The organism is Arthrobacter sp. BG5, from assembly GCF_056680155.1.
Map to the genome: position 1 here is coordinate 3,605,221 of NZ_CM155268.1, position 26,741 is coordinate 3,631,961.

A 26,741-nucleotide genomic window follows, 5' to 3' on the forward strand; every position below is an offset into this window, starting at 1 on the left:
GTCCTAGCTACCGGGCGGGCCCGGCCGTCCGGTGAATGCCGTAACAAACCAGGTCCCTTGGCAGGGCCGGGGAGCCTCCGGAACGCCGCTCCGGCGGCCATTGTGTTAACGGCGTGTTACGCCGGTGCGCTACGCCAGCAATCGCCTCAAATGCTTAGTAGAGTGATTCGAGAGCAGCTGCGGGCGCCAGCCAAGACGAGTAGTCGGGACGGGTCCGGGGCACGGACGTAAACCCGGAAAGAGGCACCATGGACCGCCAGCAAGAGTTTGTCCTGCGGACGATCGAAGAGCGTGACGTGCGCTTTGTGCGTCTGTGGTTCACCGACGTCGTGGGATCGCTGAAGTCTGTGGCGCTCGCCCCCGCCGAAGTGGAAGGCGCCTTCGAGGAGGGCCTGGGCTTCGACGGCTCCTCAATCGAGGGCTTGGCCCGCGTCTTCGAATCCGACATGCTGGCCCAGCCGGACCCCTCCACCTTCCAGATCCTGCCGTGGCGCGGCGAGACGGAAGCGACCTCGCGGATGTTCTGCGACATCCTGACGCCCGACGGCGAGCCCTCCGCGGCGGATCCGCGCAACGTCCTCAAGCGCAACCTCGCCAAGGCCGCGGACATGGGTTTCACCTGCTACACCCACCCCGAAATCGAGTTCTACCTGCTCAAGTCCCAGCAGCCCGGCCCGGACGGTGCGCCGGTTCCGGTGGACGAGGGCGGCTACTTCGACCATGTGCCCGGCGGCGTGGCGCAGGACTTCCGGCGGACCGCCGTGACCATGCTGGAATCCGTGGGTATCTCCGTTGAGTTCAGCCACCACGAGGCCGGCCCCGGCCAGAATGAGATCGACCTGCGCTACGCGGACGCCCTGCAGACCGCGGACAACATCATGACCTTCCGCACCGTGATCAAGGAGGTCGCGCTGCAGCAGGGGACCTACGCGACCTTTATGCCGAAGCCGTTCACCGCGCATCCCGGGTCCGGCATGCACACCCACTTCTCGCTGTTCGAGGGCGACACCAACGCCTTCTACGAGGCCGGAGCGGAGTTCCAGCTCTCCGAAACTGCCCGGCAGTTCATCGCCGGCATCCTCAAGCACGCCCCCGAGTTCACCGCTGTGACCAACCAGTTCGTGAACTCCTACAAACGCCTCTGGGGCGGGGGAGAAGCCCCCAGCTACCTGAGCTGGGGCCACAACAACCGCTCGGCCCTGGTCCGGGTTCCGCTCTACAAGCCCGGCAAGGGCCAGTCCGCGCGGATCGAGTACCGCGGCATCGATTCCGCCGCCAACCCGTACCTCGCCTACGCCGTGCTGCTGGGCGCCGGGCTGAAGGGCATCGAGGAGGGCTACCAGCTGCCCGCCGCCGCCGAGGACGACATCTGGTCGCTGAGCTCGGCCGAGCGCCGCGCCATGGGCCACGACCCGCTGCCGGCCAGCCTGCACGACGCGATCCGCACCATGGAGGATTCCGAGCTGATGCCGCAGATCCTGGGCGAGCAGGTCTTCGAGCACTTCCTGCGCAACAAGCGTGCCGAGTGGCAGGACTACCGCCTCCAGGTGACGCCCTACGAGCTGCAGCGCAACCTGGCCATCCTTTAGGCGGTTGCGGTGAGCCTGGCACGGCGCCTCATCGCCGCAGGTTTCAACGACCTCGACAAGGGCGAGCGGTTCCTCGCTGCCCCGGAACTGGCGGGCCTGGATGAGGACGCTCTCTTCGCCGGGCTGCAGCTCGCCGCCAACCCGGACACCGCGCTGCAGTCCCTTGTCCGGCTGATTGAGAAGCACCCGGACCTGCGCAAGCTGGCCGCGGCCGAACCGGACCGGAGCGAACCGCTGTACCGGGTGCTGGGCGCGTCCGAGGCGCTGGGCGAATTCCTCATCCGGCACCCGGAACACCTGGACGCCTTCCACGCGACCGCCAGCCCGGAGCCGCAGGCCGCCGACGCCGGTGAGTTGCGAACCCGGCTGCTGCAGTCCGTCCGCGCCGACCCGAAGGCCGCCCGCCCGGTCGCGGCGCTGACCGGGCAGGAGGGCTACGCGGCGCTGCGCGCCGCGTACCGGCGGGGCCTGGTGGAGCTCGCCATCAAGGACCTCTGCGCCGCCGACCCGCTGGACTTCATGCCCTCCGTCGGGGCCGAACTGGCGGACCTGGCCGGCGCCGCGGTCGAAGCCGCCCTCGCGGTGTCCCGGGCCGAAGCGGCGGAGCAGTTCAGCGCCGCGGACGTCGCCGACGTCGGACTGGCCGTGATCGGGATGGGCAAATGCGGCGCCCGCGAACTGAACTACATCTCCGACGTCGACGTGATCTACGTGATCGACCCCGGGGCGCTGGAGGACTCCCGGGCGAACACCATCGGCACCGCCCTGGCCTCGGGGATTTCACGCGCCATCATGTCCACCAGCCGCGAGCCGGGGCTCTGGGAGGTTGACGCGAACCTCCGCCCCGAGGGGAAGTCCGGGCCGCTGGTGCGCACCCTGGCCTCGCATGAGAGCTACTACGCGCGCTGGGCCGAGAGCTGGGAATTCCAGGCGCTGCTGAAGGCCCGCACCATCGCCGGCGACGCCGCGCTCGGCGCCCGCTACGAGGCCGCCGTCGCGCCGCTGATCTGGTCCTCCGCGGGCCGCGAAGGCTTCGTCGAATCGGTGCGCTCGATGCGCCGCCGGGTCACCGAACACATCCCGGCCGAGGAGGAGCAGCGGCAGATCAAACTGGGCCGCGGCGGCCTGCGCGACGTCGAATTCACCGTCCAGCTGCTCCAGCTGGTGCACGGCAAATCGGATGAAACGCTGCGTTGCCGGGACACCACCTCGGCGATCGCGGCCCTCTCCGCCGGCGGTTACATCGGACGCTCCGACGCCAAGGAATTCGACCGCGACTACCGGTACCTGCGGCTGCTCGAGCACCGGATCCAGCTCTTCCAGCTGCGCCGCACCCACCTGATGCCGGTCAAGGAAGCCTCCTTGCGCTCCCTGGCCAAAGCCGTGCTGGGCCCGTTCTCTGACGAACGCCCACACCCCGATGCGCTGCTGAAGGCCTGGCGCCAGACCAAGCGCTCGGTGCGGGAACTGCACGAACGCATCTTCTACCGGCCCCTGCTGAACACCGCCGCCGCGCTGAGCAGCGAGGAAGCCAAGCTCACGCCCGAGGCCGCGCAGGGCCGGCTCGCCGCGCTCGGCTACCTGGATCCGCCCGGCGCCATGCGGCACATCGAGTCGCTCACCGGCGGGGTCAGCCGGCGCGCCGCGCTGCAGCGCCAGCTGCTGCCGATCCTGCTCGGCTGGCTCGCCGACGGCGTGGACCCCGACGGCGGGCTGCTCGCGTTCCGCCGGGTCAGCGAGGCCCTGGGCACCACGCACTGGTACCTCGGCCTGCTGCGGGATTCGACGGCGGCAGCCGAGCGGCTCTGCCACGTGCTCTCCAACTCCAGGCTCATCTCGGACCTGCTGGAGGTCTCGCCGGAATCGGTGGCGTGGCTCGGCTCGGACAAGGACCTGGTCCCGCTCAGCTATGAGGCGCAGTGGCTGGAAATCACCTCCAAAATGTCCCGGCACGCGGACCCGGAAAGCGCCATGCGCCTGATCCGGCTGATCCGGCGGCGCGAGATCCTGCGGATCGCCATCGCGGACAGCGCCGGACTGCTGGACCAGGACCAGGTGGGTGCTGCCCTGGCCGACACGGACCGCGCCGCCATGCTCGGCGCGCTCCGGGTGGCCGAGACGGTGGTCACAGCCCGGGATCCGCTCAAGACCAAGGTCCTGGTGGTGGCGATGGGACGGCAGGGCGGCCGGGAAATCGGCTACGGCTCCGACGCCGACGTCATGTACGTCCACCGCGGCCTGCCCGGGGTACCTGAGGACGAGGCTCAGCAGCAGGCCGCCCGGATCGTCGGCAAACTCTCCAGCCTGCTGACCCAGCCGCTGAAACCCGCGATCCTCGCCGAACGGGTGCTGATGGTGGACGTGGACCTGCGCCCGGAGGGCAAAAACGGGCCGATGGTGCGGTCGCTGGAGTCCTACGCCGAGTACTACCGCCGCTGGTCCCTGATCTGGGAGGCCCAGGCGCTGCTGCGGGCCCGGCCGATGGCCGGCGACGACGAACTCGCCGCCGACTTCCTGGCGCTGATCGATCCCATCCGCTACCCGGACTCCGTGGCGGACCAGGACCTCCGCGAGGTCAGGCGCATCAAGGCCCGGATGGAATCCGAGCGGCTGCCCCGCGGCGCGGACCCGGCACGGCACCTGAAACTGGGCCGCGGCGGCCTGAGCGACGTCGAATGGCTCGCCCAGCTGCTGCAGCTGCGGCACGCCGGCCGGCATCCGGAACTGCGGACCACCTCCACCGTCCAGGCCCTTGAAGCGGCAGCCAGCCTGGAATTGCTGGAGGCCGGGGAAGTGGTGCTGCTGCTGCGGGCCTGGCGGCTCGCAAGCAGGATCCGCTCGGCCAACGTGATCTGGACGGGGCGCGCCTCGGACCTGCTGCCCTCCTCACGCCGCGACCTGGAAGCCGTGGCTCGCTGGTGCGGTTACGGCCACGGGAACGCCGCCGAACTTGAGGAGGACTACCTGCGGCTCAGCCGGCGGGCCCGCGCCGTCTTCGAGCGCGTCTTTTACGGCCAATAGCCGGGCCGTCCGGCCCCGCCGGGTGCCAGCGGGCAAATGCGGGTAGCCTCGAGGGGTACTTTGCCGGTCCCCGGGGCCGGCTACCGCACTTACCTAGGGGTTGTTTACCTTGCCCAGACTCCAGCAGACCGGGGCCGCCCGGCCGCGGACGGCCACGGTCATCGGAGCGTTGCTGGCCTTCGCCGCCATGCTCCTCGGTGCCACAGGCGCCGCCGCGGCCCCCGCGGACGCGCCCCCCGCCGCAGGCGCGACGCTCCGGTCCGCCGGTGCAGCGCATCCGGCCGCCGCGCCGTCGAGCCTGACCGGAAAAACCTTCGTCATCGGCACCGACACCACGTTCGCCCCGTTCGAGTTCCGTGACGCCGGCGGTGAGCTGACCGGCATCGACATGGACCTGATCCGCGAGATCGCCAAGAACCAGGGCTTCGCCGTCGAGATCAAGTCGCTCGGCTTCAACGCGGCCCTGCAGGCGCTGTCCTCCAACCAGGTGGACGGCGTGATCGCCGGCATGTCCATCACGGAACCGCGCAAGAAGATCTACGACTTCTCCGACCCCTACTTCGAGTCCGGCGTCCAGATGGCCGTTGCCAAGTCCAACACGGAGATCAAGGGCTACGAGGACCTGCGGGGCAAGACCGTCACCGCCAAGACCGGCAGCGAGGGCGAAACGTTCGCCAAGTCGATCGCTGGCAAGTACGGCTTCACGGTCAAGTCCCTGGACCAGTCCGCCACCATGTACGAACTCGTCAAGTCCGGGAACGCCGTCGCCGTCTTTGACGACTACCCGGTGCTGGCCTACGGCATCAGCCAGAACAACGGCCTCAAGGCCGTGTCCGAGAAGGAAAAGGGCGGCTCCTACGGCTTCGCCGTCAACAAGGGCAAGAACCCCGAACTGCTCAAGGCGTTCAACACCGGCCTGGCGGAGCTGAAGTCCAGCGGCAAATACCAGGAGATCCTGGACAAATACCTCAAGGATCCCACGCAGGCCGCAACGTCCAGCTTCTGGGACCTGCTGGCCAACAGCTTCCCCGCCCTGATGAAGGGGCTCGGGAACACCGTGCTGGTCACCGCGATCTCCTTCGCCCTCGCCATGCTGATCGGCCTGTTCATGGGGTTCCTGAAGATCTCCACCAGCGCGCTGCTGCGCGGGATCGCCACCACCTTCGTCAGCATCTTCCGCGGAACCCCGCTGCTGGTCTGGGCCTTCTTCTTCTACTTCGGCATCCCGCAGCTGACCGGCCAGCCGATCGACATCTGGGTGGCCGGCGTGCTGACGCTGAGCCTCAATGCCGGCGCCTACATCACCGAAATCGTGCGTGGCTCCATCCAATCCGTGGACCCCGGCCAGCTCGAAGCCAGCCGCAGCCTGGGCCTGGGCTACTCCAAGTCCATGCAAAAAGTCGTGGTCCCGCAGGCGTTCAAGATCATGACGCCGTCCCTGATCAACCAGCTCATCATCATGCTCAAGGACAGCTCGCTGCTGCTCGCCATCGGCTTCGCCGAACTGCTCTACCAGGGCCAGCAGATCTACGCCGGGAACTTCCGGATCACCGAAACCCTGCTGATCGTCGCGGTCCTGTACTTCGTGGTGATCATGCTGCTGACCAAGCTGGCCAACGTTGCGGATAAGAGGTTCAACAAATGAGCACGGCAGTCACTGCACCGAGCAAAATTTCCGTCCGGGAACTGAAGAAGTCCTTCGGCTCCAACGAGGTCCTCAAGGGCATCAACGCCGAGGTCGCCGAAGGCGAGGTGGTCTGCGTGATCGGCCCCTCCGGCTCCGGGAAGTCCACCTTCCTGCGCTGCCTGAACAAACTCGAGGACATCACCGCCGGCCACGTCACGGTGGACGGCTTCGACGTGACCGACCCCAAGGTGGACATCAACGAGGTCCGCCGGCACATCGGCATGGTCTTCCAGCACTTCAACCTGTTCCCGCACATGTCCGTGATCGAGAACATCATGCTGGCGCCGGTGGAGTCCAAGAAGCAGGGCAAGGACGAAGCACGGGCCAGCGCCCTGAAACTGCTGGACCGCGTGGGACTCGCGGAGAAAGCGGACGCCCGGCCCGCGTCGCTCTCCGGCGGCCAGAAGCAGCGCGTCGCCATTGCCCGGGCGCTGGCGATGAACCCGGACATCATGCTCTTCGACGAGGCCACATCCGCGCTGGACCCGGAAATGGTGGGCGAGGTGCTGCAGGTGATCAAGGACCTCGCCCGCGAGGGCATGACCATGGTGCTGGTCACCCACGAGATGGGCTTCGCCCGCGAAGTGGCCGACCGGGTGCTGTTCATGGCCGACGGCGTGATCTGCGAGCAGGGCGCCCCGGAGGAGCTGTTCGGCAACCCCCAGCAGCCCCGGACCCGGGAGTTCCTCTCCAAGGTGCTCTAGGCGTTTGCCGCCGGGCTGCCCGGACAGCGGGGCAGCCCGGCTTTGGATACGCTTCTGACATGTCTGAACACGTGTGGCTGATCGCCTTGAAGAACCTCGACGACGACGCCCGGGCCATCAAGCTGGGGGAGGTCGCCGGGCTGGAGCTGGGCGAGGGGCAGCGGATGTTCGTCGGTGATCCGCTGCGGATGATGCTGATGGGCCTCGAAGAGGACTCCCGCTTCCCGTATGTGATGGATTCAAACGGCTCGGCCGTTGGCGTCGCCACGTTGCAGGCCGGGGCGGCACGCGCCGCCGGCTGGGACGACGACGATTCCGTCTGGCTGCTCCGCGGCTTCCTCGTCGACCGGAGGCAGCAGGGCAAGGGATTCGGCGCCGCCGCGGCGGCAGCCGCCGTGCGGGAAGCCGCCCGGTTGACGGCCGCGCTCGGCGGCGAGCAGCGCGGCGTCGTCCTGTCCGTCAACGAAGCCAATCCCGCCGGGCAGGCCGCCTACCGCAAAGCCGGCTTCGAGGACCGCGGGCAGTACCTGGGCGGGGACGCCGGCCCGCAGCGGATCATGTACCGCGAGTTCTGACCGGCGCACGGAACGGTCCGCCCGGGATGTTGCGGGTGGGATGCACGTGGGGAGCTGGCGCCCCTTAGGTTAAGGTTGCGGCCCACTCCGGGTCGAAGTCCGGGTGGTCCTCATAGCCTGCGGCGAGGATGTTGAGCATGGCGCGGCGGGCCATGGCCAGCTCACCCGGGGCATCCGTGCTGTCAACGGCGCCCTCGGCGGCCCGCTTCCAGCGCGCCAGGATCTCCCGCTTCTGGGCACACTCAGCGCGCATCGGCGCGGCGAGCGGGGGAGGCACCGAGTGGTCCGGAAACGGGGCGTGCCGGAGCTCTGCTTCTTCTTCGTCGATTCGAGCTTCCAGAAACTCCACAATATCCACCCCACGGATTGTGCCACGCCACTACGCCGGATGGGAGGTTTCGCCACCCTCGGGCCGATTGTCATCCGCTGGGGTGAGGGCTGCCCGGATGAGCCGGGAGTAGTGCCGGTCATGGGGAGCCAGACGGTCCAGGTACGACGCCAGTTCCTCCACCCGCTCAATCTGGGCCCGCCACTCCTCGACGAGGGCGAGGAGGTAGCGCCTGTCCCGGGCGGACTGATCGGCCACACCGCCGGCAAATTCGTTCTCATCGGCCGTGAGTCGTTCTTCGATGGAGGCGAGAGCCGCGGCCTGGGAGTCCGCCTGACTGGATGACGGGGCTGCTTCTGCTTCGTTGTCCGGTATTGACTGGCCGGTCGATGATGCATCTAGGCCATCTAGGCCATCAAGGCGGTCCAGGCGCGAGTAACCGGGTGCCGGGTCGTCGGCCACAAGGTGTTGGCGTATAAAGCTTCGGAACCGGGACATCACCGCTCCTCGATGTAGTTCCTAGGACCAAGCGTAGCCTCGTACGCGGGGCAAAGGTGGGTTATTCTCGGCAGGTGCCGCACGCCGCCGCCTGACCCGCGGACCGGATAGCCCGGCCAAGCGGATACTGACACAACAAAAGGCCGGCCCGAGGGGGTGAAACCCCGGGCCGGCCTTTCGTTGTGCCTATGGGCTAGACGCCGTAGTAGAGCTCGAACTCGTACGGGTTCGGGCGCAGCGAGAGCGGGCGGATCTCGTTCTCGTACTTGTACTCGATCCAGGTGTCGATCAGGTCCTGGGTGAAGACGCCGCCGGCCTGCAGGAACTCGTTGTCCTCGGCCAGGGCTTCCAGGGCTTCCTCGAGCGTACCCGGGGCCTTGGGGATGTCCTTGGCTTCCTCGGCGGGGAGCTCGTAGAGGTCCTTGTCGATCGGAGCCGGTGGTTCGATGCGGTTGCGGATGCCGTCGATGCCGGCCATCAGCTGGGCAGCGAACGCCAGGTACGGGTTGGAGGAGGGGTCCGGCGCACGGAACTCGATGCGCTTGGCCTTTGGGTTGGAGCCCGTGATCGGAATGCGGATACCGGCGGAGCGGTTGCCCTGCGAGTAGACCATGTTGACCGGGGCTTCGAAGCCCTTGACCAGGCGGCGGTAGGAGTTGACCGTCGGGTTGGTGAAGGCCAGGACGGCGGAGGAGTGCTTCAGCAGGCCGCCGATGTACCAGCGGGCGGTGTCGGACAGGCCGGCGTAGCCCTTCTCGTCGTAGAACAGCGGCTCGCCGCCGTTCCACAGCGACTGGTGGCAGTGCATGCCGGAGCCGTTGTCACCGAAGACCGGCTTCGGCATGAAGGTCACCGACTTGCCCCAGGCGTCGGCAGTGTTCTTGATGACGTACTTGAACTTCTGCAGGTCATCAGCCGCGTGGGTCAGCGTGGTGAACTTGTAGTTGATCTCGGCCTGGCCGGCGGAACCGACCTCGTGGTGGCTGCGCTCGACCTCAAGGCCGGCCTCGTCCAGGGCGATGCACATGGCGTCGCGCAGGTCGGCCTGCTTGTCGGTCGGGGAGACCGGGAAGTAACCGCCCTTGACCGGGGTCTTGTAGCCGAGGTTGCCGCCCTCTTCCTCGCGGCCGGTGTTCCAGTGGGCTTCCTCGGAGTCGATCTTGTAGAAGCTGCCCTGCGGGGAGGACTGGTACTGGACGTTGTCGAAGACGAAGAACTCGGCCTCGGGGGCGAAGAACGCGGTGTCTGCGATGCCGGTGGAGGCCAGGTAGGCCTCGGCCTTCTCGGCTACGCCGCGGGGATCGCGGTGGTACGGGTCACCCGTGCGGGGGTTCACGATGGAGAAGTTCAGCGCGAGCGTCTTCTCGATGCGGAAGGTGTCAACAAACGCCGTCGTGACGTCCGGGATGAGCTGCATGTCCGACTCGGCGATGCCCTGGAAGCCACGGATCGACGATCCGTCGAAGAGCTGGCCGTTGACGAAGAAGTCCGCGTCAACGCTCTTGGCAGGGACGTTGAAGTGCTGCTGAACGCCCGGGAGGTCGGTGAAGCGGATATCAACGAATTTGATGTCTTCGTCTTTGATGAACTTGAGGACTTCGTCCGCAGTCTTGAACATCTATGCTCCTTACGCATATGAAAGATCTGGCCGTCAGGCCGTGTGGTCCAGCGCAGTCCAACGGCGGGGAAAACGCAGTGTCCACCCCGCCCACGATGCCGCTAGCAACTGTTACCACCCTAAGGACACGGGATTTCCCCACGGTGTCCGCTTTGTTTCAGGCAGGTTACAGAATGCGCTGACGTGTTAAAGCTAGTCGCTGTCCACAGTGTGGCCTATCCGGGTCCGCCCTGTGACCGGGAAGCGTCCATATTGTGAACAGCCCGTCGCCCTGCCCCGGAGCCGATAGGCTTGGAGGGTGGTTGATCGCAAAGATATAGGCTCCTGGCTCAGCGGACCGGACACGTCCGGCATCTCCAAGTACCCGGGGGAGCGGCTGGGCCTGCCCGAGTCAGGACCGGGCTCCATCGCCCGCGCGGGCCGCCGGATCCTGGCCATCTGCATCGACTGGGGGATTGCCCTCCTGATCAGCAACTTCGCGTTCGCCGGAAACGCCTGGGCGAACCTTGCGGTCTTCGCCGTCGAGCAGGCCCTGCTGGTCGGAACGCTGGGCTACAGCATCGGCCACCGCATCGTGGGAATCCACGTCGTCCGGCTCGACGGCGGTCCGGCCGGGCCGCTCCCGGCGCTGGTCCGCAGCGTGCTGCTCTGCCTGGTGGTCCCCGCCGTCATCTTCGACCCGGACCACCGCGGCCTGCACGACAAGGCCATGAATACCGTCCTCGTCCGGATGTAGCCGCTGCAGGACGCGCCTGCGGCGTTCGCAGCTCCGAAGTTTGCCCCGGCCGCAGGTATTTGCTACGAATGGCCGCTAATCCTCCCCGGATAGCGGCCATTTGCGTCAGCTGGGCGCAGCGAAGACCTGCTGCACCCCGCTGGCAGCGGAACTAGACCCCGGCCGTCTCCTGCGCGCGGGTCGGCTCTGCCCCGCCGGCCCGGACCGCCAGGTAGCCGCGGCGTCCGGCCCAGCGTTCGAACCAGATGGTGGCGAACGGCAGGACTGCGGCGAGCCCGGCGAAGAACGCCACCCGGAAGGGCCAGCGCTGCAGCCGCCATAGCGACAGGGCGGCCAGGCCGTAGCCGATGAAGAACGCCCCGTGCACCGGTCCGGCAATTTGGACGCCCAGTTCGGTGGTCCGGAGCACCCACTTGAGGAACATCCCCACCAGCAGCGCCGCCCAGCTGAAGGCCTCGGCTACGGCCAGGGTGCGGAAAATCCTGATCACGGCGTTCGTCGAGGGAAATTTCATGGGTGCAGTCCTCCGGGGTGGGTCGTGGGTGTGGGTCGTCAGGGCGGCGTGCGCGGACGCCGGCGCACGGCGTCGGCGTCGTTAGCCGGATCGTTAGGGGCGGCGCGGGTTAAAGCGGAACGCCCCGGCTGCCGGCGTGCTGCCGGTAACCGGGGCGTCCCGGAAAGCTTCTTGCCAAGGTCCGCACCTAGCGGCCGCGGGCCGCCTTGCGGTCCGGGCGGGCCTTGTACGGGTCAATGCCCTTGGGGATCGGCAGGCGGTTGCCGAGCGAGGAAATGCGCTTCGAAACGGTGCTGACCTCGGTCTTGGTCAGTTCGTTCTTCATCTTGCCCATCTTCTTGGCGACCTGGCTGATCGGCACCTGGCCCTCACCCCGGCCGCTCTCGATCACGTGGATGGTGACGTTGGGCAGGATTCGGGCGAGGCGCTTGCGTTCGCCGTCGAGCAGGGGCTTGACCCGGTGGCTGGGGCCCTCGCTGACCAGGACGACGCCGGGGCGTCCGATGGCGCGGAAGACGGCGTCCTGGGTGCGCGGGTTCACGGCGACCGGCTGGTCCTCGGTGATCCAGCCGCGGCGCAGCGTGCCCAGCGCGGCGCCCGAGGCGCCCGGCTGGTTTTCGATCTGCGCGAACGCTGCGCGCTCGGCGCGGCGGGACAGGATCAGGGTGGCGGCCAGGATGCCCAGCGGAATGCCGATGATCAGGCCGGTGATCCAGTTATCCAGCAGGAACCCGACCAGGAAGCTGACGGCGACGACGCCGAGGAAGGCCAGCAGCATGAGCCACGGCACCATCGGATCGTGCCGGCGGGTCATCTGGAAGACGTCGCGGATCTGCTTCAGCCGGCTCGGCTTCTTGACCTTTGCTTCCTTGGGCTTGCGGGAGAAAAGGCCACGCTTCGGCTCAACGGCAGAAGAGCCGTGGGCTGAAGAGCTGGGCATGCGGGGGTCAGGGGAATTCGCCATAGTGCCTTAATTCTACGTGATGCACGGCTCAGGGCCGGACACCGGATTGCTCCGGAGCCGGCCCTGGGCGGCAAGGGGGTGCGGGTGGTTCAGGAGTGCGCTGCGAGCAGTGAGCTGGCTTCCTGTCGGGTGCTGCCGGAGCTTTCGATGTGCGCGAGGGCGGCGGGGATTTCCCAGCCCTTCTTCCGCATCGCGGTGGCCCAGAGCCGGCCGGCGCGGTAGGAGGAGCGCACCAGCGGTCCGGACATCACGCCGAGGAAACCGATCTCATCGGCTTCGTGCTGCAGGTCCACGAATTCCTGCGGCTTGACCCAGCGGTCCACCGGGAGGTGCCGTTCGGACGGGCGCAGGTACTGGGTGATGGTGATCAGGTCGCAGCCGGCCTCGTGCAGGTCGCGCAGGGCCTCGGAGATCTCTTCGCGGGTTTCGCCCATGCCGAGGATCAGGTTGGACTTGGTGACCATGCCGAGCTTGCGGCCCTGCGTGATGACGTCCAGGGAGCGTTCGTAGCGGAAGGCGGGGCGGATGCGCTTGAAGATCCGGGGCACCGTCTCGACGTTGTGCGCGAAGACCTCGGGCTTGGAATCGCAGATCGCGGCGATGTGCTCGGGCTTGCCGGAGAAGTCGGGGATCAGGAGCTCGACGCCGGTGCCCGGGTTCAGTTCGTGGATCTTGCGGACCGTTTCGGCGTAGAGCCAGACGCCCTCGTCGGCGAGGTCGTCGCGGGCCACGCCGGTGACGGTGGCGTAGCGCAGCTGCATGGCCTGGACCGAGCGGGCCACTTTGGTGGGCTCAAACATGTCCACGGGGGAGGGCTTGCCGGTGTCGATCTGGCAGAAGTCGCAGCGCCGGGTGCATTCGGAGCCGCCGATCAGGAAGGTGGCTTCCTTGTCTTCCCAGCATTCGAAGATGTTGGGGCAGCCGGCCTCTTCACACACCGTGTGCAGGCCTTCCTTCTTAACCAGGTTCTTGAGCTGGACGAACTCCGGGCCCATCTGGACTTTGGCCTTGATCCATTCGGGCTTCCGTTCCACCGGGGTGGCCGCATTTCGCTGCTCAATGCGCAGCATCTTCCGGCCTTCTGGTGCCAGTGTCACAGTAGGGCTCCTTCATGGGTTGCAACTAGGGCTTCTTCATTGTTGCGCAGTTCCTCGGTGATCCGCGACACGAGGTCCGCCGGGGTGACGTCCCGGCCGGTCTCCTGCGCGATCGTGGTGACGCCGGCGTCGGTTATGCCGCAGGCAATGATCTGGCCGTAGGGGGCGAGGTCGTTGTTGCAGTTGATGGCAAAGCCGTGCATGGTCACGCCTTCGTGGACCCGGATGCCGATGGCGGCAATTTTGCGCGCCGGGCCCTTCTCATCCTGTTCGATCCAGACGCCGGCGCGGCCCTTGATCCGGACGGCGTCAATGCCGTAATCGGCGAGGACGGCGATGATGACGGCCTCGAGGCGCTCGACGTAGTCGCGGATGCCGGCCGGGTTCTTCAGCTTGATGATGGGATAGCCCACCAGCTGTCCGGGGCCGTGCCAGGTCAGCTTTCCGCCGCGGTCAACGGGCACAACGGGGGTCCCGTCGAAGGGGCGTTCGTGGTCCTCGGTGCGTTTACCTGCGGTGTAGACCGGGGAATGTTCGAGCAGCAGGACGGTGCTGGGGGCGGTTCCGGCGAGGACTTTCCCGTGGAGTTCGCGCTGGATGTCCCAGCCGCGGGTGTAGTCGACGAAGTCCGGAGCGAGACCCAGCTGGGAGAACTCAAGAGTCATGGCATCCAGCTTAGTCCTCGGCTGTCCGGCCCACCGATTCTGTGGTGAACCTCTCATGCCTGTGGATAACTTCTGCAGGGATGCCTCAGATCCGCTATTCCTGAACCATGGATGATTACGAACGGTCCGCGCCCGCCGAATCCGCATCTGATCCCGCACCGGTGCCGGAGGTTGACGGTTACGACGTCGGGCGGCTGCTGGGACGCGGCGGCACCGCCGCCGTCTGGCTCGCCACCGACCGGATGACGCGGCGTGACGTCGCGCTGAAGTGTTTCATCGGGCCGCCGGGGGAGGCGCCGCCGGGGCCGGGGCGGGCCACGGATGCCGAGGAGGCGGTGCGGCGCGAGGTGCGGATCCTCTCCGCCCTCGACCACGAGCACCTGGTCAAGGCGCACGCGGTGCTGCGGGTGGGCTACCCAACCGGCGGCGCCGGGCTGGGGCTCGTGCTGGACTACGCCGCCGGGGGATCGCTGGGGCAGCTCCTCTCGGCCCGCGGCAACCTGGCGGCGGGGGAGGCCGTCACCATCCTGACCCCGATCGCGCAGGCCCTGGCCTACCTGCACGCCAAGGGCTTCACCCACGGCGATGTGTCACCGGGAAACGTGCTGTTCACTGCCCAGGGGAAGCCGTTGCTGGCCGACCTGGGCGTGGCGCGGATGCTGGCGGACCCGCAGGAGTCCGGCCGGGCCGGCACGGACGGGTTCCATGACCCTTCCCCGGTTGATGCGGTCCGCGCCGGACTCCAGCCCGAACGCGACGTCTACTCGCTGGCCGCACTGGGCTGGTTTTGCTTCACCGGCCGGGCACCCGAGCCGGAGCCGCAGCGTCCGCCGCTGCCGCTGCTGGTCCCGGCGGTCCCGGCCGGGCTCGCCGATGCGCTCGAAGCGGGCCTGCGTGCCGACCGCCGCCAGCGGCCCTCCGCGGCGGAGCTCGCCGCCGCAATATTCCGCAGCGCGCCGCCGGCACCCGTGGACCTCTCCGTCTCCGTGCATCCGACCGTGGTGCCGCAGCTGCTGACCCGGCGCTCCGTTCCTGCCAGCGCGCGGGAACGCCGGGCGGCACGGCTCCGGAACCGGAAGCGCCGAAGTGCGCCCCCGGGCCCGGCGGATCCGGCCCCGGCAGGACGCCGTGCGCGGCACGCCGCGGGCCCCGGCCGTGGCCGGACCCGCAGTGGCCTGCGCTTCCCTGGCCCGATCTGCCGTGCACCGGGCGTCCGGCGGGCAGCTGCAGCGTTCGTCACGGCCGTGTGCGTCGCGGCGGCAGGTGTCTTCGGGACGTTGCTGCTGGCCGGGAGGCTAGCTGCCGGGGAATGGGCGCCGGAGGTCCGGCCGTCGTCCGTACCGTCCGCCCGGCACGTCACGACGCCGGTTCCCGCCACGACGCCGGTTCCCGCCACGACGCCGGTTCCCGGCACGGCCGGGGCCGTGCCGGCAGGACTGCGGGAGCTGCTCGCCGCAGCGGAGCCGGAAGACGCCGTCCGCGGGCTCGCGGGTTTGCGCTCCTACGCGCTCTCCACGGGAAACCTGGGGCTGCTCGACCAGGTCAACGCCCCGGCGTCGCCGGCGGCCGCCGCGGACGCCGGCGTCGGTTCCCGGCTGGCGGAGACCGGACACGTGCTGGACGGCTTCGAAACGCGCCTGAGCCTGGTGCAGCGCCGGCCCGAAAGCACCGCGTCGCGGGCAGTCGTCTCGGTCAGGGTGGCCTCACCGCCCTACCGGGAACGGGACGCCACGGGAGCAGTGGTCGCCGAAGCGGCCGCCGTCGGCGAGCAGCCGCTTCGCCTGGTGCTGGTGCCGGTGGACGGCAAATGGCGGATCCAGGAGATCCTGCCCGCCGCCGGGAGCTAGCCCGACGGCGTCCCGCGGTACCCGTTAGCCGCGGCGCTGCTTAGCCGCGGTACCGCTTAGCCGGGCTTACCGCTTAGCTGCGGTCCGCGACCCAGGCCGCTGCCTTGGCCAGCGAGGGGTGCTGCCACTGGAACCCGGCCCCGGCCAGGGCCGCGGGCTCCATCCGCTGGCTGGCGAGCAGCAGTTCGTTGGCCAGTTGCCCCATCACCAGGCGCAGCACGGGAGCGGGTACCCGCAGCAGGGCCGGCCGGTGGAGTGCCTCGGCCAGCCGGGCGATCAGCGAGTTCACGTCCGCGCTTTCCGGGGCGCAGACATTGACCGGGCCGGCCAGCGGTGCGGTCAGCAGGAACTCGAACGCGCCCGCCACGTCCGGCAGCGTGATCCACGGCCAATACTGCCGGCCGTTGCCCAGCGGGCCGCCAACGCCCAGGCGCAGCAGCGGCAGCAGCCGTCCCAGTGCACCGCCGGAGCGACTCAACACGACGCCGGTGCGGGGAGTGACCACCCGGACGCCGGCCGGTGCCTCGTGCGCGGCTGCTTCCCAGTCGGCGCAGATCCGGGCCAGCACGCCGCTGCCGGCGGGTGAGTTCTCCCGGAGCTGCGCCAGTCCGGCGTTGCCGTAGTAGTTGGAGCCCGACTGGCTCAGGAAGACCGCCGGCGGCGTGTCCAAACGCCCCATGGCCGCCGCCAGGGTCCGCGTTGGCCCGAGGCGTGAGTTGCGGAGTTCGTTGATCCGGGACCGGGTCCAGGGCCGGTCCCCGATGCCGGCGCCGGAGAGGTTGATGACGGCGTCAGCCCCCTTCAGTGCGGTCTCGTCGATGCTGCCCTCCGCCGGGTTCCATTGGAACTCGCTAGGCGAAGCGGGCGCCCGCCTGACCAGCGTGCCGACGTCGTGGCCGCTGCCGCGCAGCGTGCTGGAAAGGGCCGTTCCGATCAGCCCGGAGGCGCCGGCAATTAGGATTCGCATGATCCATCTCACCATGCCCGGCACGGCAGGGAAACCTCCCCGGCGCCGGGACGGTTTTGACTATGATCAAACGATGACCTCTTCGAGTTACCTCCGTTTCCCGCATCTGCACGGCGATCTGGTCACCTTTGTGGCCGAGGACGACGTCTGGATCGCGCCCCTCGCCGGCGGCCGCGCCTGGCGGGTTTCCTCGCTGCAGCTGCCCGCCCGCAACCCCCGTTTCACCCCCGACGGGCAGCGCCTGGTCTGGACGGTCATCCAGGGCACGGCACCGGAGGTCGTCACCGCGGACGTCAACGGCGGCGGGTACCGCCAGCTCAGCTACTTCGGCCACAGCTCCACCCGCGTCAAGGGCTTCACCCCGGACGGCGACGTGGTGGTCACGAGCGCCTTCCGGCAGGCGGACAGCCGCCTCACGCACGCTTACAGCCTCCCGGTCGACGGCGGCTGGGCCGAGGAACTTCCGTTCGGTCCGGTCGAGTCGGTGGCCTACGGAACCGTCGTCGGGGACGAACGCCCCGTGGTCCTGGCCAGTGTGCTCTCCCGCGAACCGGCCTGGTGGAAGCGCTACCGCGGCGGCACTGCCGGCAAGCTGTGGATCGACGCGGACGGCAACGGTGAGTTCGAGCGGCTCGCGCCCGAACTCGACGGCAACCTCACCGACCCCATGTGGGTCCAGGGCCGGATCGCGTTCCTCTCCGACCACGAGGGCTACGGCAACCTCTATTCCGTGCTGCCCAACGGCACGGAACTCCGCCGCCACACGGACCACGAGGACTTCTACGTCCGGCACGCGGCCACCGACGGCGAACGGGTGGTCTTCGAATCCGCCGGTGAACTCTGGCTCCTCGCCGGGCTTGACGCCGACGCGGTCAAACTCGGCATCACGCTGGGTTCCGCTTCGCAGGCCCGGCGTTCGTCCGCGCTGAAGCCCTCTCGCCACCTCGGCGACGTCATCCCGGACCACACCGGCGACTCCAGCGCCGTGGAGGCCCACGGCACCCTGCACTGGCTGCGGCACAAGGACGGACCGTCCCGCATCCTCGAGGCGACCCCGGGCGTCCGGGCACGCCTGCCGCGCCCCTTCGGCGCCGGCCGGATCGCCTACATCGCGGACCACGAGGGCGCCGAGGCGCTCTACCTGAAGTCCATCGCCGCGCCCCTGCACGGCGACGACGGCCACGGGTCCGGCCAGCCGCACAACACCGCGCCGGCAGCCGGCGCCCCGGCAAACAGTAAGGCCCCGCAGGACCCCGACGGCGGAACGCCGCTGCCCAGCCCCGTCTCGGCAGCCGCCCTGACCCGGCCGGACACCGCCGCTGCCCCCGTTCCCGCGCCGGCCGCCGTCGTCGCCGCAGATGCCGCGCCCGGCGCCGGCGAAGGTGCAGACAACAGTTCTTCCGCTGCCGGCCCCGCACCGGAACGCGCCGGCGCCAAGGACACGGCCCGGATCGAGTTCCCGAAGCCGAGCCGTGCCAGCGCCATGGAAGCCAGCCCGGACGGCAACTGGCTGGCCATCGGCACCTCGTTCGGCGATATCTACCTCGCGGACAGCCGAACCGGCACCCTGACCCTGCTAAGCAGCATCGGCGAGGGCAGCATCGACGGCTTCACCTGGTCGCCCGACTCGGCCTGGCTGGGCTGGGCCGAGCCGGTCACCTCCTTCGGTTCCCGCACCCGCCTGCGGCTGGCCCGGATCTCCGCGGACGGAGCGGCCACGCAGTCCCCGGCCGCGGACCGGGACGGCGGGGCCGCGATCATCGATGTCACCGACGGCCGCTTCCGGGACGATTCGCCCGCGTTCACCCCGGACGGCAAATTCCTGGCGTTCCTGTCCAACCGCAGCTTCGACCCGGTCTACGACGGACACTCCTTCGACCTGTCCTTCCCGAGCCCGATTAAGCCCTACCTGGTGGCCCTGGCCGCGGACACGCCGTCCCCGTTCGGCCCCAGCGTCGCGCTCCCCGAAGACAGCGCGGCCGCCGCCGCCGCCGCGGAGGACGCCGGCGCGGAAACCGCCGTGACGGTCAAGGTCGACGCCGAGGGCCTCGCGCACCGGGTCATCAGCGTCCCGGTGCCGCAGGGCAACTACTCGCACCTTGCCGCCACCGCCGGTGCCCTGCTCTGGCTCGACCACGAACTGGCCGGCGTGACCGGTGACGGCCGGGCCAGCCTGGAGGACAAGGACGCGGCCCCGAGCCTGGTCCGCTACGACCTGGCCAAGCGCCGCACCACCACCATTGTTGACGCGCTGGACAGCTACCGGCTCACCGGCGACGGCGAAAAGGTGGTCCTGCTCCAGGACAAGCAGATCCGCGTCTCGCCCGCCGCGTCGAAGGCCGACGAGGAATCCGGGCAGCTGGTAAAGGTGGACCTGAACCGCATCCGTGTCCGGCTGGATCCGGTCAGCGTCTGGGGCCAGGCCTTCGACGAGGCCTGGCGCCTGCAGCGCGACTTCTTCTGGACCGCGGACATGGCCGGCCAGGACTGGGATTCCGTGCATGCCCGCTACCGGCCGATCGTGGACCGGCTCGGCTCGCACGACGACCTGGTGGACCTGCTCTGGGAACTCCACGGCGAGCTGGGAACCTCGCACGCCTACGTCCGCCCCGCCATGGTGACGGAGAACGGCAGCAACGGCCAGGGCCGCCTCGGCGCCGACCTCGCATTCACCGGGGAAGGCTGGGAAATCACCCGCATCCTGGCCGGGGAATCCTCCGACCCGCTGGCCACCTCGCCGCTGACCCGGCCGGGCGTGGACGCCCGGCCAGGCGACGTGCTGCTGGCCATCGACGGCGTCGAACTCTCGGCGTCGCTGACCCCGGCGGTTCAGCTGGCCGGAGCCGCCGGCCGCGCCGTCGAGCTGACCCTGCGCAACGGCGCCGGGCATGGTGCCGACGCCCGGAAGCAGCGCCGCGTCGCCGTCGTGCCGGTCAAGGACGAAGAGCGGCTGCGCTACCAGGAATGGGTCGCGGCGAACCGCCGCACCGTGCGCGAAGCGTCGCAGGGGACCTTCGGTTACCTGCACATCCCGGACATGATGGCCAACGGCTGGGCGCAGCTGCACCGCGACCTGGATACCGAGACCTCCCTTGACGGCCTGATCGTGGATGTCCGCCGCAACCGTGGCGGCCACACCTCGCAGCTCGTGGCGGAGCTGATCGGCCGGAAGGTGACCGGCTGGAGCATGCCGCGCGGCGAGCGTCCGCGCACCTATCCGCACCACGCGCCGCGCGGCCCGGTCATCATCCTCACCGATGAATTTGCCGGCTCCGACGGCGACATCATCACCCAGGTCTCCAAACTGCGCGGGATCGGGCCGGTCATCGGCACCCGGACCTGGGGCGGCGTCGTCGGCATCGACAACCGGTTCGCCCTCGCGGACGGCACCGGGGTGACCCAGCCGCGCTACGCCACCTGGTTCACCGGCGGCGTGGGCTGGGGCGTCGAAAACTACGGTGTTGCCCCCGACATCGAGGTGGCATTCCCGCCGCACGCCTACGCGGCCGGGTCAGACCCGCAGCTGGAATACGGCATCGGCGCGCTCAAGGAAATGATCCAGGAGCTTCCCACCGACCGCCCGCCGCTGCGCGAGGGCTACCGCACGGTGCGGCCCGCCCCGCTGCCGGCCCGCCGGCCGGGCAACTAGCGGACACGGCGAAGGCCCCCGCTCCGGAGAATCCGGGGCGGGGGCCTTGCTGTGTCAGAGGCTGCCGGCTGTTAGGCGGCCAGCGTGGCGTCCAGGGTGATCTTGATGCCGGCCAGGGCGGCCGAGACCGGGCAGCCGGTCTTGGCGTCCTCGGCGATGCGCTGGAACTCCTCTTCGGAGATGCCGGGGATCCTGGCGACCACGGTGAGGTGGCTGTCCGTGATGCCGGTGCCGGGGACGAAGGTGACGTCCGCCTTGGTGTTGACTTCCTCCGGCGAGTGGCCGGCCTGGGCGACGGCAAGGCTGAACGCCATCGAGAAACACGCCGAGTGTGCGGCGGCGATCAGTTCCTCGGGGCTGGTCTTGCCCTCGGAGGCCTCCGCGCGCGCCTTCCAGGTGACGTCGAAGTTGCCGAGCCCGGAGCTGTCCAGCGTGGTGTTGCCGGCGCCCGTCATCAGGTCGCCGTTCCATACAGTGTGTGCGGTGCGTGTTGCTGCCATGTCCACTCCTTAGAGTCGTTGAATCAGCGATCCGGCCAGTTAAGCGGATCCTGCCGCCTCCCATCCTAGGGATTGGGCCCCGCCGGCGCACCCGGTGTCCGCTGTCAGAGGATTTGTCTGGAATCCACCGGCTCCACCGTCTGCCGGCTGAGCGCCCGGCGCGAATCCGTGGGGATTGACGACGACGGCGACGCACCCGCGCGGGGTGCGTCGCCGTCGTCGTTGTGGTTTCGGTGCCTACTGCCAGAGGGTGGCGATGGCCACGTTGAGCAGCGCGAGGCCGCCTACGGCATGGGCGAGGCCCTTGCTGACCGGCTGGTCCTTCTTGTACTTGCGGCTGCCGATAAACGCGAGCACGGCCACCACCGCGGCGATCGCGAACTTGATGCCGAGCTTGGCGTAGTTGGCGTCCATGTCGAGAGCCGGAATCAGGCCCATCATCACGATGCCGGTGATGAGCTGCAGGGCAGCGCCGTCGAACTGGCGGGGGTGGACGGTGGGCTGCTTCATCTGGACAATCCAGATGCCCACGATCATGGCGGCGCCGATGATGTGCAGGAAAACCATGATGTTATAGACGATGTTCATGGGACCTAGCTTAGCGACAAAGTGTCCATAAATAGCGAAGGGCACCTTCCCTAACGGGGAGGTGCCCTTCTCTCACCCGTTCGGATGAGCTAGCGGCTAGAGGCCGAGGTCTGCCTCGAACGCGCCTTCTTCAAGGCGTGCCTTCAGCGTCTGCAGAAAGCGTCCTGCGTCGGCGCCGTCCACCAGGCGGTGGTCGTACGTCAGCGAGAGGTACATCATCGAACGGATCGCGATGGAGTCGTCGCCGTTCTCATCGGAGACCACCACGGCGCGCTTGACGATCGCGCCGGTGCCAAGGATGGCGACCTGCGGCTGGTTGATGATCGGGGTGTCGAACAGGGCGCCCACGGAACCGATGTTGGTGATGCTGAAGGTTCCGCCGGACAGCTCGTCCGGGCCGATCTTGCCGTCGCGGGTGCGGCCGGCCACGTCGGCGATCTTGCCGGCCAGGCCGGCCAGGTTCAGGTTGCCGGCGTCGGCGATGACCGGAACCAGCAGGCCCTTGTCCGTGTCCACCGCAATCGCCAGGTGCTCGGCGTTGTGGTAGGTGATTTCCTGCTTGTCCTCGTCGTAGGAGGCGTTCACCTTCGGGTGCTGCTTCAGGGCCTCGGCAACAGCCTTGGCGATGAAGGGCAGGAAGGTCAGCTTGGAGCCGTTCTGCGCCTGGAAGGAGTTCTTGGCCTTGGCGCGGAGCTTGGCGACCTTGGTCATGTCGACCTCGTGCACCTGGGTCAGCTGGGTGGAGATGTCCAGCGACTCACGCATGCGGCGGGCAATGACCTGGCGGATCCGCGGGGCCTTCTGCACGGTGCCGCGCAGGGAGGACTGATCAGCGGACGGGCGCGCAGCCGGAGCAGCTTGCGGGGCGGAGGACGCTGCCGGTGCGGCGGCGGGGGCTGCCTTGGCCTCAGCCGCGGCCAGCACGTCCTGCTTGCGGATGCGGCCGCCGACGCCGGTGCCGGTCAGCGAGGAGATGTCCACGCCCTGCTGGTTGGCGAGCTTGCGGACCAGGGGAGTGACGTAGCCGGACTCGGCCGGGGCAGCTTCCTGCTTCGGTGCTTCCTGCTTGGGAGCTTCAGCCGGAGCGGGTGCCTCCTGCTTCGGGGCCTCCTGCTGGGGAGCCGCAGCCGGAGCCGGTGCTTCCTGCTTCGGGGCCTCCTGCTTGGGTGCCTCCTGCTTCGGAGCCTCGGGGGCCGGAGCGGCGGCAGGGGCGGCCGCGCCGGAGCCGATCACGGCGAGGACAGAGCCGACCTCGGCCGTTTCGTCCTCGGCGACGCGGATTTCCTGCAGCGTGCCGGCAACCGGGGAGGGAATCTCGGTGTCGACCTTGTCGGTAGAGACTTCCAGCAGCGGCTCGTCCACCTCGACGGTGTCACCGATGCTCTTCAGCCAGCGGGTGACGGTGCCTTCGGTGACGCTCTCGCCCAGGGCGGGGAGGGTGACCTCGTGGCCCTCACCGGCAGGCGCGGCCTCGGCGGCCGGGGCCGGGGCGGCCGGCTCGGCGGCGGCGGCGGGGGTTTCAGCTTCGGGCGCCGGAGCCTCGGCGCCGGACGGTGACTCGGCGGGCGCCTCCTGGGCGGGGGCTTCCTCGGCGGCCGGGGCGGCAGCCTCAGCGGAGCCCGAGCCGTCGCCGATGCGGACCAGCGGGGCGCCGACTTCAGCGGTCTCGTCTTCGGCGACGAGGATTTCCTCGATCACGCCGGCGATCGGAGAGGGGATCTCGGTGTCTACTTTGTCGGTGGAAACCTCGAGCAGGGGCTCGTCCACCTCTACCCGGTCACCTACCTGCTTGAGCCAGCGGGTGACGGTTCCTTCGGTGACGCTCTCACCGAGGGCGGGCAAGTTAACGGATTCAGACATGTCGTCCCCGTTCTCCTTATTGATCTTTAGTGCGGATGGTTGCTGCCTTGTTCGAGCTTAGTGCACCCGGCATTTCGGGCCGGGCGCACTAAGCACGGAGTTCTTGCGGTGGTGCGGGGCTGTTAGCCGTGCAGGGGCTTCCCGGCGAGGGCGAGGTGGGCTTCGCCCAGGGACTCGTTCTGCGTCGGGTGTGCGTGGACCAGCTGGGCCACGTCCTCCGGGTAGGCTTCCCAGTTCACGATCAGCTGGGCCTCGCCGATCTGCTCGCCCATGCGGGCGCCGATCATGTGGACGCCCACGACGGGGCCGTCCTTCTGGCGGACCAGCTTGACCAGGCCGCTGGTTCCCAGGATGGAGCTCTTGCCGTTGCCGGCGAGGTTGTATTCCTGGGTTTCGATCTGGTCGTCACCGAACTTGGCCTTGGCGGCCTTCTCCGAGTAGCCGACGGTCGCGATTTCCGGCTCGGAGTAGGTGACCTTGGGGATGTTGACGTCTTCGACGACGACCGGCTTGAGGCCGGCGATTTCCTCGGCCACGAAGATGCCCTGCTGGTAGCCGCGGTGTGCGAGCTGGACGCCGGGGACAATGTCGCCCACGGCGTAGATGTTGCCGACGCCGGTGTGGAGGCGCTCGTTGGTGATGACGAAGCCGCGGTCGATCGTCAGGCCGGCTTCCTCGTAGCCAAGGTTGGCCGTGACCGGGCCGCGGCCGACGGCGACCAGCATGAGGTCAGCTTCGAAGGTCTTGCCGTCGACAAGGGTGACCTTGACGCCGTCGTTGTTCTGCTCAACGCCCTGGAAGAAGGTGCCGGTGGAGAACTTGATGCCGCGCTTCTTGAAGGCACGCTCGAAGGCCTTGACGATGGTCGCGTCCTCGTTCGGGACGAGCGAGGGCAGGCCTTCGATGATGGTGACGTCGACGCCGAAGGACTTCCAGACGGAGGCGAACTCGACGCCGATGACGCCGCCGCCGAGGATGATCGCGCTCTTGGGGATGAAATCCATGGTGAGGGCTTCGTCGGAGGTGATGACCTTGCCGCCGATTTCCAGGCCCGGCAGGGTGCGGGAGTAGGAACCGGTCGCGAGGACAATGTTCTTACCCTTGTAGGCGGTGCCGTTGACGACGACGGTGTCGGTGCCCTGGAGCTTGCCCTCACCCTCGATGACGGTGATGCCCTTCTTGCCCTTGATGAGTCCCTGGAGGCCCTTGAACTTGCCGGCAATAATGCCGTCCTTGTAGGCGTTGACGGCGTTGATGTCGATGCCGTCCAGTGTCACGTTGACGCCGTACTTCGCGGAGTCCCGGGCGTGGTCGGCCAGTTCGGCCGAGTGCAGCAGGGCCTTGGTGGGGATACAGCCGTTGTGCAGGCAGGTGCCGCCGAGCTTTCCCTTTTCGATGAGGCCGACGGTAAGGCCAAGCTGGACGGCGCGGAGCGCAGTTGCGTAGCCGCCGCTGCCGCCGCCGAGTACCAGGATGTCGAATTCTTGCGCAGTTGCCTGATCGGCCACTAAAACGCTCCCTCGCGTGAACGATGACACGAGAGTACGCATCATCTGGTCTTGGAACTGTCTGCCGTGATTATGCCAGCAGGCCGGTTCCCTTTCGTTTGGAATTACTTCTATGAAGCTGTTTGCTTTGAAACTACGGTTCACCTTAGCGAACCACTAATACATGCTCCACCTTGCCGTGGCGTTTGTGGAGCGCTTGTGTCCAGTGTCACGCGGCCTTGTGGCCGGGGTATCAGCCCCGGGCCGCAAGGCCGCGCTGGACCGGACGGTGCCTCAGCCGGTGCTTAAGGCGTGCGGGTTCAGACGGCCTTGGCGAGGATGTCCTCGACGTAGGACACCAGGGTGCGCACGGTGCAGCCGGTGCCCTGCTTGTGGTTGTAGCCGTAGGGGCTGCCGTTGTTAAAGGACGGGCCGGCGATGTCGATGTGGGCCCACGGGATCTGCTCCCCGTCCTTGCCCTTGCCCACGAACTCGCGCAGGAACACGGCTGCCGTCATCATGCCGCCGTGGCGTTCGCCGATGTTGGCGATATCCGCGACCTGCGAGTCCAGGCTGGGGCGCAGCTCCTCGGGCAGCGGCATCGGCCAGACGAGTTCGCCGGCACGGTCCGCCGCGGCCTTGAGTGCTCCGGTGACGGAGTCGGAGCCCATCACGCCGGCGGTGCGGTCGCCGAGGGCGATCAGCTGGGCGCCGGTGAGGGTGGCGACGTCGATGATCGCGTCCGGGTACTCCTGGCTCGCGGCGACGATGCCGTCGGCCATGACCAGGCGGCCCTCGGCGTCGGTGTTAAGGACCTCGACGGTTTTGCCGCCGAAGATGGTGAGCACGTCGGCGGGCCGCTGGGCGGCACCGGAGGGCATGTTCTCCGCAATGCACAGCCAGGCGGTCGCCTTGACCGGCAGGCCCAGCTCGGCGAGGGCGAGCACGGTGTTAAGGACGACGGCGGCGCCGGCCATGTCGGACTTCATGTCGCCCATGCCCAGGTGCGGCTTGAGCGAGATTCCGCCGGTGTCAAAGGTGATGCCCTTGCCCACGAGGGCGATCTTCGCGGTGGCCTTCGCCGGGGCGTATTCGACCTTGACCAGGCGCGGCTGCCGGGTGGAGCCCTTGCCGACGCCAAGGATGCCGCCGAAGCCGTCCTTCTCCAAGCGCTTCTCGTCCCAGACGGTCACCTTGACCGGCAGGCCCTTGGCCAGGTCCTTGGCGGCGTCGGCGAACGATTCGGGGTAGAGGTGGCTCGGCGGCTGGTTGACCAGCGTGCGGGTGGCGTTGACGGCCTTGCCGATCAGGGAAGCGCGCTCCAGCACGGACGCCAGCGCCTTGTCCGTCGCGAAGTCGGTGAGGATGCGGACGTTCTTGACCGGGTCCTTGAGCCCGTCCTTGGCGGAGCGGTACTCGGTGAAGGAGTAGGCGCCCATCGCGGCGCCCTCGGCGACGGCAGCAACGGCGGCGAGGTCCGGCGTCGGGAGCGCGAGGGTGACGGTGGTGACCCCGGCGAGCTGGCGGACGGCCGAGCCGGCCGCGCGGCGCAGTGCCTCCTCGGAGAGCGGGGTGCCGGCGGTGACCTTCCCGACGCCGGCGAGGACCAGGACGGAGGCGCCGGCCTCGGGCAGGCCGGGAAGGCGGTGCGCCTGGTCTGCGGCGCCGGTGAGGCCCAGAACGCCCAGCGACTCGGCCAGCGCCTCGGCAGCCTTGGCCGTCAGCGGGTTCTCCAGCAGCACGGGGCCGTCGGTGCCCTGTCCCACGCCCACGACGAGGGCGTCGGACGGGGACTTCTTCAAGTCTCCGGCGACCGCACTCAGTTTGACTTCGGTATTCTTGACCAC

Annotated in this window: 21 protein-coding genes; 8 read left to right on the forward strand and 13 right to left on the reverse strand. The window is 68.6% G+C overall.

Going from position 1 to position 26,741, the window contains the following annotated elements; all coding sequences use genetic code 11:
- The first annotated feature begins 248 nt into the window (after window positions 1-248).
- From glnA (AC1MBE_RS16505) to AC1MBE_RS16525, 5 genes are all read left to right on the forward strand, one after another.
- Entirely contained in the window at window positions 249-1,589 is a 1,341-nt protein-coding gene (gene glnA / locus AC1MBE_RS16505; RefSeq protein ID WP_138769615.1) for a type I glutamate--ammonia ligase, read from the forward strand.
- A 9-nt stretch (window positions 1,590-1,598) separates the two neighbouring features.
- Complete coding sequence (locus AC1MBE_RS16510) at window positions 1,599-4,610, forward strand: bifunctional [glutamine synthetase] adenylyltransferase/[glutamine synthetase]-adenylyl-L-tyrosine phosphorylase (protein ID WP_479779741.1); 3,012 nt, start codon at window positions 1,599-1,601, stop codon at window positions 4,608-4,610.
- A 187-nt stretch (window positions 4,611-4,797) separates the two neighbouring features.
- On the forward strand, window positions 4,798-6,255 hold the full coding sequence (locus AC1MBE_RS16515; protein ID WP_479782676.1) for an amino acid ABC transporter substrate-binding protein/permease: 1,458 nt from the start codon (window positions 4,798-4,800) through the stop codon (window positions 6,253-6,255).
- Complete coding sequence (locus tag AC1MBE_RS16520) at window positions 6,252-7,001, forward strand: amino acid ABC transporter ATP-binding protein (RefSeq protein ID WP_479779743.1); 750 nt, start codon at window positions 6,252-6,254, stop codon at window positions 6,999-7,001. The genes AC1MBE_RS16515 and AC1MBE_RS16520 overlap by 4 nt, the downstream gene beginning before the upstream one ends.
- A 59-nt stretch (window positions 7,002-7,060) precedes the next feature.
- On the forward strand, window positions 7,061-7,576 hold the full coding sequence (locus AC1MBE_RS16525) for a GNAT family N-acetyltransferase (RefSeq protein WP_479779745.1): 516 nt from the start codon (window positions 7,061-7,063) through the stop codon (window positions 7,574-7,576).
- 64 nt (window positions 7,577-7,640) lie between these two features.
- Here the strand turns inward: AC1MBE_RS16525 and AC1MBE_RS16530 are convergent, their stop codons facing one another.
- From AC1MBE_RS16530 to glnA (AC1MBE_RS16540), 3 genes are all read right to left on the reverse strand, one after another.
- Window positions 7,641-7,934: a DUF6221 family protein gene (locus AC1MBE_RS16530; RefSeq protein WP_479779747.1), complete on the reverse strand. Its 294-nt coding sequence runs from the start codon at window positions 7,932-7,934 to the stop codon at window positions 7,641-7,643.
- Between the two features lie 21 nt (window positions 7,935-7,955).
- The gene (locus tag AC1MBE_RS16535) at window positions 7,956-8,162 is read right to left on the reverse strand and encodes a hypothetical protein (RefSeq protein ID WP_479779749.1); all 207 of its coding nucleotides are present in this window, start codon (window positions 8,160-8,162) and stop codon (window positions 7,956-7,958) included.
- Between the two features lie 433 nt (window positions 8,163-8,595).
- Window positions 8,596-10,020, reverse strand: a complete 1,425-nt coding sequence (gene glnA, locus AC1MBE_RS16540) for a type I glutamate--ammonia ligase (protein WP_138769611.1) — start codon at window positions 10,018-10,020, stop codon at window positions 8,596-8,598.
- A gap of 298 nt (window positions 10,021-10,318) precedes the next feature.
- On the opposite strand from glnA (AC1MBE_RS16540), the gene AC1MBE_RS16545 reads away from it, so the two are divergent.
- A complete protein-coding gene (locus AC1MBE_RS16545) occupies window positions 10,319-10,756 on the forward strand; it encodes an RDD family protein (protein WP_479779751.1) in 438 nt (145 codons plus the stop codon).
- A 151-nt stretch (window positions 10,757-10,907) separates the two neighbouring features.
- On the opposite strand, the gene AC1MBE_RS16550 is transcribed toward AC1MBE_RS16545, so the two are convergent.
- The 4 genes from AC1MBE_RS16550 to lipB all read right to left on the reverse strand — a co-directional run bounded on the left by AC1MBE_RS16550 (window position 10,908) and on the right by lipB (window position 14,053).
- Complete coding sequence (locus AC1MBE_RS16550; RefSeq protein WP_479779752.1) at window positions 10,908-11,270, reverse strand: DUF3817 domain-containing protein; 363 nt, start codon at window positions 11,268-11,270, stop codon at window positions 10,908-10,910.
- 187 nt (window positions 11,271-11,457) lie between these two features.
- Window positions 11,458-12,234, reverse strand: a complete 777-nt coding sequence (locus AC1MBE_RS16555; protein ID WP_346959037.1) for a DUF4191 domain-containing protein — start codon at window positions 12,232-12,234, stop codon at window positions 11,458-11,460.
- An 89-nt stretch (window positions 12,235-12,323) separates the two neighbouring features.
- Window positions 12,324-13,331, reverse strand: a complete 1,008-nt coding sequence (lipA, locus tag AC1MBE_RS16560; protein ID WP_479779753.1) for a lipoyl synthase — start codon at window positions 13,329-13,331, stop codon at window positions 12,324-12,326.
- The gene (gene lipB, locus AC1MBE_RS16565; protein WP_479779755.1) at window positions 13,328-14,053 is read right to left on the reverse strand and encodes a lipoyl(octanoyl) transferase LipB; all 726 of its coding nucleotides are present in this window, start codon (window positions 14,051-14,053) and stop codon (window positions 13,328-13,330) included. Before lipB ends, lipA begins: the two co-directional genes overlap by 4 nt.
- 50 nt (window positions 14,054-14,103) lie before the next feature.
- On the opposite strand from lipB, the gene AC1MBE_RS16570 reads away from it, so the two are divergent.
- Window positions 14,104-15,843, forward strand: coding sequence for a serine/threonine-protein kinase (locus AC1MBE_RS16570; RefSeq protein ID WP_479779757.1), 1,740 nt, complete (start codon window positions 14,104-14,106; stop codon window positions 15,841-15,843).
- Window positions 15,844-15,916: 73 nt separating this feature from the next.
- On the opposite strand, the gene AC1MBE_RS16575 is transcribed toward AC1MBE_RS16570, so the two are convergent.
- Window positions 15,917-16,810, reverse strand: a complete 894-nt coding sequence (locus tag AC1MBE_RS16575; RefSeq protein WP_479779759.1) for a TIGR01777 family oxidoreductase — start codon at window positions 16,808-16,810, stop codon at window positions 15,917-15,919.
- A gap of 73 nt (window positions 16,811-16,883) precedes the next feature.
- Between AC1MBE_RS16575 and AC1MBE_RS16580 the strand changes: the two genes are divergently transcribed.
- Window positions 16,884-20,459, forward strand: coding sequence for a S41 family peptidase (locus AC1MBE_RS16580; RefSeq protein WP_479779761.1), 3,576 nt, complete (start codon window positions 16,884-16,886; stop codon window positions 20,457-20,459).
- A gap of 71 nt (window positions 20,460-20,530) precedes the next feature.
- On the opposite strand, the gene AC1MBE_RS16585 is transcribed toward AC1MBE_RS16580, so the two are convergent.
- The 5 genes from AC1MBE_RS16585 to AC1MBE_RS16605 all read right to left on the reverse strand — a co-directional run bounded on the left by AC1MBE_RS16585 (window position 20,531) and on the right by AC1MBE_RS16605 (window position 26,741).
- Window positions 20,531-20,959, reverse strand: coding sequence for an OsmC family protein (locus AC1MBE_RS16585; protein WP_479779762.1), 429 nt, complete (start codon window positions 20,957-20,959; stop codon window positions 20,531-20,533).
- A 237-nt stretch (window positions 20,960-21,196) separates the two neighbouring features.
- Window positions 21,197-21,547, reverse strand: a complete 351-nt coding sequence (locus tag AC1MBE_RS16590) for a hypothetical protein (RefSeq protein WP_479779764.1) — start codon at window positions 21,545-21,547, stop codon at window positions 21,197-21,199.
- A 96-nt stretch (window positions 21,548-21,643) separates the two neighbouring features.
- The gene (gene sucB, locus AC1MBE_RS16595; RefSeq protein ID WP_479779765.1) at window positions 21,644-23,407 is read right to left on the reverse strand and encodes a 2-oxoglutarate dehydrogenase, E2 component, dihydrolipoamide succinyltransferase; all 1,764 of its coding nucleotides are present in this window, start codon (window positions 23,405-23,407) and stop codon (window positions 21,644-21,646) included.
- A gap of 122 nt (window positions 23,408-23,529) precedes the next feature.
- Window positions 23,530-24,915: a dihydrolipoyl dehydrogenase gene (gene lpdA, locus AC1MBE_RS16600; RefSeq protein ID WP_346959029.1), complete on the reverse strand. Its 1,386-nt coding sequence runs from the start codon at window positions 24,913-24,915 to the stop codon at window positions 23,530-23,532.
- Window positions 24,916-25,214: 299 nt separating this feature from the next.
- The gene (locus AC1MBE_RS16605) at window positions 25,215-26,741 is read right to left on the reverse strand and encodes a leucyl aminopeptidase (RefSeq protein WP_479779767.1); all 1,527 of its coding nucleotides are present in this window, start codon (window positions 26,739-26,741) and stop codon (window positions 25,215-25,217) included.